The sequence below is a fragment of the Rhodococcus sp. P4_E4 genome (assembly GCF_056401575.1).
Map to the genome: position 1 here is coordinate 12571 of NZ_JBFUJB010000009.1, position 13493 is coordinate 26063.

At 62.4% G+C, this 13493-nt stretch carries 6 protein-coding genes and 2 pseudogenes; 4 read left to right on the forward strand and 4 right to left on the reverse strand.

The genetic code is table 11. From position 1 onward, the window contains the following. Positions 1–419: 419 nt before the first annotated feature. From AC1DVN_RS12430 to AC1DVN_RS12445, 4 genes and pseudogenes are all read left to right on the forward strand, one after another. The gene (locus tag AC1DVN_RS12430; RefSeq protein ID WP_477993874.1) at positions 420–668 is read left to right on the forward strand and encodes a TerD family protein; all 249 of its coding nucleotides are present in this window, start codon (positions 420–422) and stop codon (positions 666–668) included. Beyond that, positions 641–1098, forward strand: a pseudogene (locus AC1DVN_RS12435) (transposase); the annotation flags it as partial. The gene AC1DVN_RS12430 and the pseudogene AC1DVN_RS12435, both read left to right, overlap by 28 nt. 259 nt (positions 1099–1357) lie before the next feature. Next, entirely contained in the window at positions 1358–2452 is a 1095-nt protein-coding gene (locus AC1DVN_RS12440; RefSeq protein WP_477993832.1) for a hypothetical protein, read from the forward strand. A gap of 32 nt (positions 2453–2484) precedes the next feature. After that, a pseudogene (locus AC1DVN_RS12445) lies at positions 2485–3217 on the forward strand (IS6 family transposase). A 39-nt stretch (positions 3218–3256) separates the two neighbouring features. Here AC1DVN_RS12445 and AC1DVN_RS12450 read toward each other — a convergent pair. The 4 genes from AC1DVN_RS12450 to AC1DVN_RS12465 all read right to left on the reverse strand — a co-directional run bounded on the left by AC1DVN_RS12450 (position 3257) and on the right by AC1DVN_RS12465 (position 12950). After that, a complete protein-coding gene (locus AC1DVN_RS12450; RefSeq protein ID WP_477993833.1) occupies positions 3257–8452 on the reverse strand; it encodes an FtsK/SpoIIIE domain-containing protein in 5196 nt (1731 codons plus the stop codon). Beyond that, complete coding sequence (locus AC1DVN_RS12455; RefSeq protein ID WP_477993834.1) at positions 8433–10040, reverse strand: hypothetical protein; 1608 nt, start codon at positions 10038–10040, stop codon at positions 8433–8435. Before AC1DVN_RS12455 ends, AC1DVN_RS12450 begins: the two co-directional genes overlap by 20 nt. Further along, complete coding sequence (locus AC1DVN_RS12460) at positions 10037–11602, reverse strand: hypothetical protein (RefSeq protein WP_477993835.1); 1566 nt, start codon at positions 11600–11602, stop codon at positions 10037–10039. Before AC1DVN_RS12460 ends, AC1DVN_RS12455 begins: the two co-directional genes overlap by 4 nt. A 1222-nt stretch (positions 11603–12824) precedes the next feature. Continuing rightward, positions 12825–12950 carry a hypothetical protein gene (locus tag AC1DVN_RS12465; protein WP_477993836.1) on the reverse strand — a complete coding sequence of 42 codons (126 nt, stop codon included), beginning with the start codon at positions 12948–12950 and terminating at the stop codon, positions 12825–12827. Between the last annotated feature and the right edge of the window lie 543 nt (positions 12951–13493).

A 13493-nucleotide genomic window follows, 5' to 3' on the forward strand; every position in this document is an offset into this window, starting at 1 on the left:
GGTGCCAGCACGCGATGGGTGTCGTTCCGCTGCAGTGTGTGTTCATGGTGTGTTCCTGGCAGATTCGAGATGTTGGAGCTGCGACGATACTGCTGGTGAAACGGCAATGCGGCAGCCCTCGGTGATCGTCCGATCACACTGGGTTGCTGTCAGTTTCGGTGGTGTAGAAGGATCTGGACAGAGCTGGGCGGGTTTTATGGCCTCCGGGCGGGGTTCCCGAGGTCAACCCTGATTTGATGTAGCTCAGCCGGGACGAACAGGGAGCTCATCACGTGCAGTTGAGCAAAGGGCAGAACGCTTCACTCGATCGGCTAGATGTCACGGTGTGCTGCACGTGGGAGCAACGCCCTTCGATCGATGCCGACTTGTCTGCGCTTCCGCTCGCCGCCGATGGGTAGGTGCGCGGTGACTCCGATTTCGTGTTCTACAACCAAGCCGAATCGAGCGACCGATCCACACAGCATGGCGGCAAACGAATTGCCGGAACATCCGACGAGGACCGCATCACCGTTGACCTGCACCGCTTCGACCCAGAGGTGGATCGGATCGCGATCGTCCTGAGCCTCGACGCACCCGCGGTGATGACTCTCACCGAACTCGGACGGGCAGACGTCGCCGTCCACGATGCAGCCAGGCCACGACGGTTCAGACATGCGTTATCAATTTGATCCGCAACATCTTTCGGCTCTCGGGCCGTCAGTACGGTGACGGGCTCAAGCACGATCTCAAACCGATCTACTCCGCCCCGACCGAGACGACAGCTCGAGCGGTGCTGGACGAGTTCGCTGAGCGTTGGGGAGAGAGGTATCCGGCGATCATCCGGCTGTGGACGAATGCCTGGCAGGAGTTCATTCCGCTCCTCGACTACGACATCGAGATACGGCGAGTGCTGTGCTCCACCAATGCGATTAAGTCCCTCAATGCCCGGTATCGGAGGTCGGTGAAAACACGCGGGCATTTCCCCACGGAGGCTGCTGCGCTCAAGTGCCTCTACCTGGTGACTCGTTCACTGGACCCGACAGGCAAGGCCAGGCACGATGGATCATGCGGTGGAAGCCTGCTCTGAACGCGTTTGCGATCACGTTCGCCGATCGTTGACCCAGGTCGGAAACATACTGATGGAAACCGGTCGAAACACCGTTAGCGAGACAAACCACCGGATCCTGGCAACAAAGCGTCTCCGCGATTGACAACCTTTTTCGACTCTCCGTCGTCCTGTCGACTGCTGGCCGCCGGGAGTCCGTCAAGCTGTTGAGCATCATTGAAAACGCGTTGATCTCGTACTTTCAGGCGGAGTACAAGGGTAGGTTCGGCGGAACGTAACGACGAACCAGCCGGGATATGGAAAACTGCATCCATGAACGATCGATTTCTCTCCCCGGCCGAAGCACTTGGGCAACGGCGTGTGGATCGGATTGAAGAAGTACGTCCAGCATTACGAGACCTCGATGCTTTCATCGATAATGCTACTACCATAGATATACTTCTAAAGCCGATCGCGCGCGGAAAGTTCGAGAAACTAATATCTTGCTCCGCATCAGCGCCGGAGGAAAAATGGTTGTTCGCACGGGATGATTCAACGGACACCTACTTGTGCACCGACGACGCCCCACGTGACCTCAACCAATCCAAAGTGTTTGACGCATTGTTCTTTCCGGAGCTTCACACTGGCATGGTTGCATGGTGGCTTCTACATGCGTGGCGGTTCACTGATCTTGCCGAGGAGGCGATAAAGAGCCTGGCGACGTGGCACATCACCGTCTCCGCAGTTTCATCGCGCGCTCTAATTGAAGAGGTGGGTTGCCTCCTCTACGAATCGAAGCAGTTTGCTGAGAATTGGAAAGCATCAAAGTCTCTGCCAGAGGCGAATCGACCACAAGCAGTCAGGGAGCTCCTCCACCCAGTAATGGTCCAGTCCGCTTTCGGCTCTCGCGGAATAACCGAATCAACCAATCTCCGACCTGCTACGAACGTACAAACATATGTAGACAAGCTGGCAAAAGAAACTGGGGAACCTCAGTTCCTGAAATGGTATACCTGGCTGTCCAACAGCGCGCACCCAGCGATCGGTTCTCGCATGGCATACGCAAGTCAACCGATGGTTCACCCCACTGGGACAGTGATGCGCCGACGCTTTTCACGTCGCCCCACATCTATTAATGGCAGGTCCGAAGAACTCGACTTCCTGATCGCGCATCAGTGTGCTGACTCTACAGTCGCTGCTGTGCAGGTTGGTCTTTCGCTTCTGTCTCAGGCCCTTGAAATTGTCGACGACATCGGCTTAACAACGGGCGCGGCAACTCTGACCAACCACACGTACTGGCGCAACCTGAAGCCGGTCCGCGGAAATCGCGAATGCGCCTGTGGAAAGGGGAAATGGCCGGCTTGTCAGCATTGGTGGGGAGAACCTGCACCAGCAATCGCCGTTAGGCAGGCACTGTCAGGCTGTTGAAATGCCTGATCTGGGATGATCTGCGGGTGTCGATGAACAAGAGCTACCGGTTCCCACGGGAGATTGTCTCTCCCTGCGTACGGCTCTACTACAGGTTCACGCTTTCGTTCCGCGAGATCGCGTTACGCATGACTGAGCGTGGGGTCGAAGTGACGTACGAGATGATCCGGACCTGTTGCGCGAGGTTCGGCCCCCGAGTAGGCCCGTCGGCTATGGCACAGAGCACCCCGTCCTTGTGACAAGTGGCATCTCGACGAGGTTTTTACCAAGGTCAGCGCCGCACAGAAATACTTGTGGCGAGCGGTGGACCAGCACGGAAATGACTTCGACATTCTGATCCAAGGAAAGCGGGACGGTAAAGCGACCTGATTCTTCCGGACACTGTTGAAGAAACAAGGCTGTCGGCCGCGGGTGCTGATCACCGACAAACTCCCCAGTTATCAGGTCTCACACCGGACCACGATGTCGACGGTAAGGCGGTAAAACAAGTATTTGAATAACCGGTGCGAAAACTCCCATCAACCGACCCGGCAACGCGAACGCGCAATGAAAGGGCTCCGCACTGTCGGCTCGGCACAACGATTCCTGGCTCCGTTCAGCCGCATCTATCCGGACTTCCGACCACCCCGTCATAGGATGACCGCCGCTGATCACCGCACCGAACTATCCACCCGATTTCAGGTGTGGGGTCTGGTCACCGACCTGAACACCGCTCCGCGTGATGGCCTGCTGCGCACGAAAACTGCTGCACACCAAGAAACTTGACAGCACCGCCCGGTCGGGTTTGGTCTTTGCCTCCAGCTTTTACGAGGTCACCTGGCGAATGTCCGTCAACGAGGCGAAGGGTGCCTGCAGTCTCTCGGTCCTCCCGCTCCTATAAAAGAGCAGATCCCCGTCTCCGAGCAGATCCTCAGCCCCCGCGCGATCGAGGATGGTCATTGAGTCCCGGTAGCTTGGGAGCGCGAAAGCGATTCGCGCCGTCAGGTTCGCCTTGATGCTGCCGGTTATCACGTCGACGCTCGGGCGCTGTGTGGCGAGCACCAGAAAGATACCGTATGCCCTCGTTAATTGTGCGTAGCGCTGAATCATTTCGCTGAACGCGCGGCGGTCGCTTCCTGCCAGGACGAGGTCGGCGAACTCGTCAATCACGATAACGAGTTGGGGCAACTCTGTGAGGGAACCCCCAGCCTCGTAGTATTCGGCGGCTGAACTGGCACCTGCCCGTTCCAGGATCGGCTGGCGGAGGTCGATTTCGGCCCGCAAGGTGCTCTGCAAGCGCTCAAGCGCCTCGTCGGTGTCGTTGATGATCTCTCCGCGCAAGTGCGGCACGGATGCGAATGGGGCAAAGTCCAGCCGCTTTGGGTCCACGATGAGGAGTTGCAGCTCGTGCGGTGTCCGGGCGCGAAGCAGTTCGACCAGCATCCCCCGAAGGAAGACGCTCTTGCCCGAGCCGGTGGCACCTGCCACGAGCAGGTGGGGCAAGCGGGTCAGGTCTGCCGTGCGGACTTCCCCGGCCGGGGTGATACCGGCTACGAAGTCGAGCGCCCCCGGACGGGACGGCGTGTTTAGTGCCGACAAGACGCTGGGCAGCATGACCGCCTCCCGGTCCACTCTGGGCACGTCAACGGTAATGAACCCTGGCTCGTCACCAATGAGTATCTGGCCAGGGGCTTCGACCTCCCTGCTCAGATCTCTGGCCCGCCGCTCCACATCCGCGATGGCGAGCTTGCCCTGCCCCCGCGTCCGGAACCGGATGAGGCTCGGGCCGACCTGGGCCAACTCCGGATCGAATCCCTGTATCGGTAGCCCGTAGCGGGCAAAGGCCTGGTTCAGCCGTCCTGCGACCTCCGCCACCGCGTCCCGAGACGCGTCGGGCATTGAACCGTCGATCGGGCCGCTGCCCGTGGTCGGCACGCGTTGGTGACAGTTAGTCGGTTGCTCGCGCTGCTCTTGGGGTGTGCGTTGCGAGTTCTCATCGGTCGAAGGATGGGGAGGCGGGGGCCCCGGAGTCGGTGACTCGTATGTCGGCCAGTCCTCCGGGCCGAGCGGATCCTCTCCCGTGAGAACCTTCTGCATCCAGGGCCGACCGAGCGTGATCAGATCCAGTGGTCCTTCCTGACCGTTGAGCTGTGTGAGGGAGGGGGCGCCGGGATTGTCGGCCTCGACACTGATCACGAGGCCACGCCTGGCGTTTGCCCCACGCATGTGGCCGATGGCGAACTGGTAATTGCCAGTGCTAACGTCCGCCAGCGCACTCTCCATGGCTGAATCGACACCCGGCCCGACGCCAAAGGCACCGTTCCGCGCGGCGGCAGAGCGAAACAGCTCCGCCAACTCAGCGCCGCGCAGCTCACGCGCGACCGCTTCGCTGCCGAACCTTTCCGTCAGCCAGGAGTTAGTCTCCTCTACCTGCGACGCGGCTCGCGGCAGGTTGGGGCCGCCCAGGCTGGAGAACTTCACCTCCACGACCGTGGCGCCGACCACCGGCAACTCGTCAGGTCGAGCAGTGACACTTAATAGCAGGAGGTCGTCGCACATGGCCCCCCGCCCTGCGCGTGAGCTCCGATACCTCACGGGGATACCCGATTCCTTGAAACCGGGAACCAGTTCTTCCAGTGCTACGAGGGCGCGTGCCTCTCCCCGGCGAGGTGCGAGGGTTTGCTGAGCCCTGGTGAGGAAATCCACCGCGCAGGCGGTGCCAACTCGCTCTCGCACCCCGCGGATTGGCCGCTGGACGATCTGGAGCGTCCAGCGTCCTGAGACCGACTCGAGTAGCGACATGAGGGCGCGGCCGCGGGCCTCCTTCAGTGCGGCTAGATCTGCTATGGACTGGCGCAGGGCTGCGAGGTACGGCGCGACGTGCTGGGTCGCTGTAATCCCGTCGTAACCGAAAGTTGCTGGGTCAGCACTGTCTTCGTACTCCAGTATGTTTCTGCCCGCCTGCCGCTGCTCGGCGAATGCCTCTATCCCGATCATGCGGTCCAGGTGGACTACCCAGGCGGAGGAGTTGTACCACGCGTCCAGGTCACGGCCGCTTGCGCGAGCCCGGATCATGCGTGTGTCGCGCGGGACGAGTCTCTCGTTCCCTTGCCCACCGACAAGTTCGAGCATGCGGTACTGGATGCGCTCGAGTGCGCCAGCACCCGCTACTGGTTCGGCCGCGAAGACGCCGGTCGCGAAGACCGGCTCCGCTTCTGGGATGAGGATTCGCCCCGCCTTGGAGGCGAGGCCCCCGGCGTAGTTGGACGGGGACCGCAGGTCCATCCGCACGGGCCCTGTCGTCCGGCCTCCAGGAGTGCGGAATAGGAATGTGATGTGCGAAAACCCTTCGGGTTGCACGGAATTTGTGACTCGGATGTTGCAACGCGTCCTAACGATGCGCGCCGCCTCGGGGTTGTCCGTCCCTGCGAATAGTTCAGCCAGTGTGTCGTGTACTTCCGGGTTCGCACCAGCGAGCAAGACGTCTATCTTGGGTCGGCGGTATGTTTCCTCCCCCACTTCGGTCGCCATCAGCCTTTTCAATGCCTCGATGGAAGCACGACCGTCACCAGGGGATGTGAATGTTATCGCAATGCGGTTGTCCGCCGACGCAAGGTTGGGGTGCACGCTTAGGAAGAACGCGATCCGGTTCGCGATGAACTGAGCGTTTCTCGTGTACGAACCCTGCGCGGCGTCGTCCAGCAACTCGTACCGCCGCCACAGCTGAGCCTGCTCCGACGCGATGGCTTCGTACCAGGCGCCGCGGTGGTTCAGCAATGGCACGCTCCACTGCAAACTGAATACCGACAGGTCCCCGGGACCGAGGGGGCGCGTCGCATCCGTAGCGCTTTCAAGCCTACGGCGGAGGTCAGCGTGAAACGCGACTGACAGTGGGCTCATCGGGCTGATCAGCAGGTCCCTGGTCCCCTGCACCTCCACCGCGTCGATGGTGACGAGAAGGTAGTACTCGGACCTATGCATTCCCTCACGGGGAAGCGCCCACAGGAGATCCCGGTAGGCGTCCACGTATGCGGTTGCCTCCGGCCCTAGCGGGTCAACCGCGTAGGCACTACCTGCCGCTGTCGCCGCTGCGAAGTACGCCTCTCGGGTTCTCCGGAATGAGGCCATCTCAGTTGCCCAGATCGACTCCGGCTCCGGAAGCTCTGCCAGGCTTGACACACCGCCCGACGCTTCGACGCGGTAGTGCGCCCACTCTGGGTGGTCGTGCGTGCCGCGCTCGACCCGAACCAAATCGAGTCCGGAAAGTCTGGGTCGGACCTGGACCCTGTGCGACCCGATTTTCGCGCTCAGTTGGCGATCATTGTTCACACCGGCCTCAGGCCAGCCCTTCACGTGAAGTGCATGATTGGCGTGTGGAAACGAAATGTAGTCAGTGAGGTCGCGTTCAGCCTCGGTATCTGCTGCAGCCGAAGGATCGAGGAGCGGGTCGGCCGCGCCCTCCTCCTCTTCCTCTGTGTCTTCTCCCTCCGTAGTCACGAGCGGGGGGCCCACGCATTGTTCTCCTGGGCTGCTGTCCCCGGAGGTGTGCCCCTGATCGACATTGTCCGAGCCAACGCTCGATCGCTGCGCCAGTACCGGTACAGGACCCACCCTCACTCCGTTAGGCGCAGTTCCGGACACGAGCTGGGGCGATTCGAGCTCGTCACCGGCGGCCCCAAGATCGGTCTCGGGCTCGTCGACTCTGGCGAGGCCAAGATCCCGCCCGGAGGCCGTCCAGGCTCGTAGGATCGGCTGCTCCCCGCAGAGGAATGCACCCGCACCGGGGTCTGGGCTAAGCCCGTCCTCGACGGCCGTCGTGTCCTTGTCAGAGAAGGTGAAGGCGAGTGGGATCGGCTCGCCGAACTTGCCACCACCATCGGGCAATTGCAGCCAGCCAAACCTCCACCCCGGCGAGCCTTGGATATCTGTGATCAGCAGAGACGCCGATGTGCCGCTCGACGCCGCTGGGATGCCGATGCGAGTCCCCGGCCATCTGAGCTGCACGCTCTCCCCCGGCTGTAGTTCCCGATTGAGCGCGAACGTGACTGTCCCGCCGCCCGCCGGCATCCACGCGATGACGCAGCCGCCATCGCCGAGGAATGCGAGCCGGGTACCGGACAGCGGTGCGTGCTGGTTGAGCTCCACGGCAGGATGTGCCCCGGCTCGCAGGTCCGAGAGCTGGAACTGGCTCCAGTCGACCCCCATGGGCCCGACTGCGGCCGCTACTTTTGCTGCACCTGTTCCGGTTACACGCTTCGCCACGAGGTGCCCTTGCAGGCTCTTGGCAGGATTCCGGAGCGCGGCCTCGATGATTGCTCGCCACTTCCTGCCCTCCTTGAGTCGTTGGGGTGTGGCGTCCGGGTCACACAGATAATCGCCAAGTCGCCACAAGCCGGTCCCGAACGACCGGTCGTCCCGCCCGCCGTGCTCCGCGAGGAGGGTTTCGAACGCCTCGAGCCGCTCTCGCCCCGACGAGCCGACCGGTCGGCCGCCGAGGTCCTCGATGAGGGCGGCAAGCAGTGAGCGTGGAGCGGGTTGCATGCCGAGTCGCTCAGTCGCGAGCCGCTTTAGGAGGTTTGAAAACCTGAGCGCAGGGAGCGAGGCAGCGTCGTCGCTGGCACTGGTGACCGTTTCGTCAGGCCTCTCGGCGAGCACGAGCAGAACACGCGGCTCCACGGGCCCGGCGAGGAACTGGGTCCGTAGCGTAGCGGCGAACCCAGGTTCGCCGCTGTTGTCACTAGTGGGGGCACCCTGTGTCGTTACCAGGTAAGGAATGAGCGTCCCTCCTTGTAGCGGAATCCCCGCGAGCGCCGCTCGCTTGTCATCTCTGACTTGGATTGACACGCTCTCGGAAGCTAGGGGGAGGAGACCTGAGAAGATCTCGGCTGGCCGCATCCCGTGTAGGTCGCTGAGGAACAGCCTGCGTCCTTTCCACTTACCGTCGTCCAATGCGTCCACAAGGGCGCGGGCCGCCAGGCCAGCCGCGCTCACCCTGCCGGGCTCAGAGTGACCTGCTGACATAGAGCGCCTCCCCTGCGTCGCTGTACCTTCGGAGCATGCCGAGCCGCTCGAGTGCGTCGGCAAGTCTGCCTTCTTCGTGCCGGTCTTGAGGGCTCAAGCCGTACTCCGCGAGCTGTGGGAGGAAACCCGTCCGGAACTGGAGATGGTCCTTGCCGCTCCGTGCGAGAATCAGCTCGACAAGCAGGAAAAGCACAGGTTCGTCCAGCTCGAAGAAATTCACTGGGCCGCGACTCCTCTTTAGACCTCCCACGTAACCTCCGACGAGCGTATGAACCACGTCCCGACCGCGCTGCTTCAGGGTGCTGCCGCGGCTCCTGAAGTTCTGGAGGACTGCCTCATGTAGTGCAAAGCAACCAGTACCCGGCTTCCTTGCTCGATCGACCGTCGCGGCTGGATCATCGGCCTCGGCAGCGACAAGCACGGCAACCGCGGCCGCGAGACCATCCACCCGGGCCCTAATCTCGGGCCGCTCGTGCATCGTGAGAGCCAAACCGTACGGGTCCGGAAGCGTACTCACTCCGGCTGCACCCACTGCCGTACTAATCAGGGTGAGCAGATTCGCCATAGCCATACTGGCGGGCAGTGCGAGGAGGTGCTTGCCGTCAAGCTCAAGGAAGGACTGCGAGCAAGCCTCTCCGAGTCGGACCGGCCTGTCCCCTCCAGTTCCTACTCGGAAGAGCAGGCGCCCTCTGAAGTCTGGCCGAGGACGGGGGTCCGCTCCTCCACCCACTGCGATGCAAGAGGTGATTCCTTCACCGAGAGTGAACGAAAGCCTGTAGTAGTAGAGCGCCAAGTTGATGCTGAGTCCCTGCACGAGTGCTGCGACCTTATCGTGGCGTGGGAGAGGAAGGTCGACGATCGTGACGAGGTCCTGGCGGATCCTGCGCAACCCATGGGGGTCGAAGGCGCCGGCTCCGAACCTCTTGCGGATACTGTCGCCGAACTCATCGGCCAGCCTCTGCGCGTCCGGTTTCGGTAGCGGCACGCCGCGATCCTCCAAAAGCTCTGTCGCGACTCGCAGGAACTCACGATCAAGGACCGTGAGACCCTCGTCGCCAGCGAGAAATGTGACGAGCTTGTTCGCGGCCTCCAGGTCGAACCCGTGGCCGTTCCAGCTGAGGAAGAGCAAGAGCGATCCTCTGAATGACTTGTATCTTCCCTGGTAGTCGTAGGCCCCGGGAAGCAGCGCGTGGAATGGGGTCAGGAAGGGGCTGCCGGTCACTCCCTCCCTGCGCGTGGGCTCAACCCAGTACTGCCGTTTCATAACCGCCGACAACACCTGCTTGCTCGATCGATCCCCCCCAACTAAGTCGTCCAATGCCGCCTTCAGCGCGTCATCCTGGAGCCTGGCCTTTGGTGCCAGGTCGGCGCAGTCTTGGACGATGTTGTAAATGGTCTTCTCCCGCAGGTCGCCGCGGGCCCTCGACGGTAGCGCCGACGGGAGGTCAGCGAGCTCTTCGATCTTGGGCACGTCAGGGAGATGGAAGGACGCGCCATCCGGCTCGACGAGCCCTGCCCCGTCGAACTTCAAGCCTCGGCTTTCCAGCACGGCGCCGATCAGGGGCAGCATCTCGGCGTCAAATGTCACGAGGTCACCAGCCTTGTCCGCAGAATTCTGGAACCTTCAAGTGATGGCACCTGGCTGATGAGGTAGGCGCGTCCCGCGACCTCGCCCTCAACGAGTAGCTGGGCGCCGTCCTTTTCGGCAGCGTCACGGGCGAGCGCTTCCGCTGCGCGGCGCAGTGCGTGGAAGCGCTCGTCGCTCTGGCTAGGCGCTGTAAGCCCTCCTTGTGTAGCCAGCAGCAACCTGTAGGCGGGGAGGTCGAGCACGACTTGGGCTCCTTGCATCTCGATCTTTATCTCCAAGGGCTCATGCCCGATCGCTGCCGCCGAGGAAGCGTTGCGCTCCATGATGAGGTCGGGCACTGGCCGCACGGTGTCGAGGTCGATATCGACCGCGACGTGAACTTGGCTTCGACTCCGCCCGTCGTAAGACCGCAGGGGCAGGAACGCGCGTCCTTCGGCCAGGACCCCATATAGCCGGGCGAGTCCTTGCCCGACATCGACTACGACGGGCTCAAGGTCCTCCGCGGCCTGCCGCCTTAGTTTCCGCGCGTGGGCGTCGTCAGCGCCGGTGACTTCTGCCTGCTGCCAGTCGCGGTAGGCGGAAAGGGCACGATCGAACTTGGCACCTGCGCCGTCCCGGTCTATCGGCCATTCGTCTGGTCGCGCTAGCAGTCCTGCGCCGATTTCTGTACGCGCCAACAGGTGGCGCCGCGTCCCCGTGTGACCGGGTGTCGGGTCCTGCGCGACACGCACGTCCCTCGCCGCGGACGCGAGCGCCACCGCAGACGGCTCCCGTTCGGCCAGAACCTCCATGCGGGCAGCATCGGCATCCGGGTCCAACCCGGCCGAGGCCACGATGACGTACGCCTCCTTCGATGCTCCGAGTGATGGATCCAGAGACGAGACGCGCCGGCCGAGGTCTCCGTCCGCGGAAAACACGCTGACGGGGAGCAGGTTCCGCAGGCGCCACGTTTCATCTTGCGCCTGGGCAGCTTCCGCCACGGCGTCGCAGGGATCCGTCGTCCCGTCGAAGGCTGTCGGCGGAGCGACGATCCGCGAAAGCCAGTCCCAGAGGACTCTCGGCGAGTCGTGACGCCCGCGTTCGCGGGCGGCGGTCGCCGCGAGATTGTCGAGCGAGTCCGCGGCAGCGCCGGCGGCGAGAATGGCATTCGTTCGCACCGGGCACCAGTTGCGGATGGTGCAGCTAGAACACCTCGACGAGTCGGCGAACACCCCATCCTCGCCGTCCGGGTCGAGCAGCGGCAGCATTTCCTTGAGCAGCCCACCCTCACCGGCGGTCGGCCGGTCGTCGAGGTTCAGGACCGCCACTCTGAGATCGCCGGACTTGTTCCCCAATTCCGGCTCCCGCAGGCCGAGCGGCGCCAGCACCGCTTGCTCCAGTCGCGTAAAGGCTCCACTCGCGGTCCAAGCGTCGAACAGCTGCAAGAGCATCCCGGTGTTTGCCGCAACAAGGATAGGTCGATCAGGCCGCTCGGCGCCGTCAGCAAGCGCACCGAGTCGGTCGCGCAAGGTGGCTGCCTGATCGAGTCCCGGACTGTCAGAGTGCGTGGCGTCCTCGATCACGTCACTATAGAGCTCGCCTCGGGTACTGGCCTGTCGCTCGACGGCAGCGCTCTTGCCGCTCCCGGCACTTCCCGTGGCGAAAATCGCGTGCGGGCGGGGATTCTGCGCTGCGAGTTCTTCTATTGCATCATCAAGCCGCCCAGGACGGTAGACCCGTTGCTGGCGCTCTGTTAGTCCCCCGAGAGGGACTACCGAGTCGGCACCGTCATTGCGTAGAGCCAGTATCGACAGGATTGGACTCGGCAAATTACTGTTGAAAAGCTGAATCTCTGTCACGTCGCCACCCCTAGAAGCCCTTCCTCCGCCAATCTCACCACGACCCATCCGGCCGGAGCGCGCAACTCCGCCACCAGCGCTCGCACCATGTCACTAAGCTCATCCGCCCCCCGAGGCTCGGGAACACCCAGCTCGCGATGTGCGGCGTGAACTGCTGCTGAAGGCAGGAGCAGGCGGCGCCCCAGGTACGTGGCCTCCCCCTCAGACGCGGTGGCCGCATCATGCGGTGTGCAAGTCCGCTTGGCACCGGCATCGGCAGCGATCCACACATGGGCGACTCCGTGCGCTTTCCACATTCGTTGAACAGCGTTGCCCTCGTCCCGTGGAACACGGTAAACATCCGGCCCGTCAAATCCAGGCTCCTCAAGCGCTGGCCGGAAGTCCAAGTCAATTTCATTAGCTAGGAGCTCAACCGAGGCACCACCGCCCCGAGCTGCCAACTCTGCGAGGTGAGCCTCCCTTAATGCTTCGCGCCCACGCTCTATAAGACGACCCCCCCGAACCGCTAGGCGGAGATCGGCGCCCAGAAGCTCATCGATTCCCTCAACTGTGAGCCCCCCAGCAAGATCGAGAACCTCCTGCCTGTCCAACTCCAGCCGATCCGCAAGCGCCAGGAGCCCCGGCCCGTAAGTCAGGTTCCTCTCGCCGGTTTCCACTCGACACAGGGTGGAAGCACTGATACCCGGAACTCCAATCGTGGCCTGCCTCAAAGACAGCTTCTTCTCCAACCGGCGCTCGCGCAGCAGCGCTGCGAGAGCAGGAACGGCCCCGAGCCGCGACCTGGAGATCAACATATCTTCAGCCTGGAGGCACAACCTATGAATATCAAGAGAAGGTGTTGCCTGTTGCGCAACGGAAACAACGCTCTGCGTGCCTGAATAACATCCCGACAAGGGAGACAAACCGCGTTCCTGGCAGTCAATCGGCTCCGGTCGCATCGGGATCGTCAGGCCCACCCGGCCCCGACTAACACCGGTTGGCCGGCCTCGGCCAACCGCAACGAGACCAGATCCGAGAGCACACTGCGGCCGTAGCGCAGATCGTCGAGGGTGATCCAGGTGTCGATCCTCATCGACTGATCCAACCCGGCGTTCGCCGACCGCAAAGCCGCAAAGCGTGATTCCCCGCCGTGATACCTCATCGGCCAGTAGCAGTTCCAGGTACACGACGTGGCTGAATTGGAGCTGGTGAGCCTTGGATATTCGCTCGGGGTTCAATTCGGCACCACATGGTTCTGGCGATCCAGCAGGGTTTCGATCTCAGTGATCGTCAGCTGATCTTCGCCATGTCGGTCGCATTGCGTCGATCCACCGAATTCGGGTCAGCTCTCGTCATGGCGAACTCAGGGTTTCGAAACACAACCGTGAGGACCCGAAGCTGATCTCACGGAAGATACCGGCGCAGCCGCGAATGGGCCGAACACGCCCGATATATCCAGGTGACCAGCCAGACTTGGACAATGCGGAAATATCGCTGACAGGTCGGCGTCGGATGCAAAACGGACAGCAACTTGGCAACATCATTCTCAGTTAGAATGCGCCATACCGCCAGCAGACACGCGTAGCTCACTTCCCACAATAATCCTGGTTCTTGCGGGCACTTTTCAATGAGCAAA

Excerpts from the sequence above, each read along its gene's own strand:
- AC1DVN_RS12440 (WP_477993832.1), top strand. The coding sequence starts at position 1,358 with ATGAACGATCGATTTCTCTCCCCGGCCGAAGCACTTGGGCAACGGCGT.
- AC1DVN_RS12450 (WP_477993833.1), bottom strand. The coding sequence starts at position 8,452 with ATGTCAGCAGGTCACTCTGAGCCCGGCAGGGTGAGCGCGGCTGGCCTG.
- AC1DVN_RS12465 (WP_477993836.1), bottom strand. The coding sequence starts at position 12,950 with ATGAGGATCGACACCTGGATCACCCTCGACGATCTGCGCTACGGCCGC.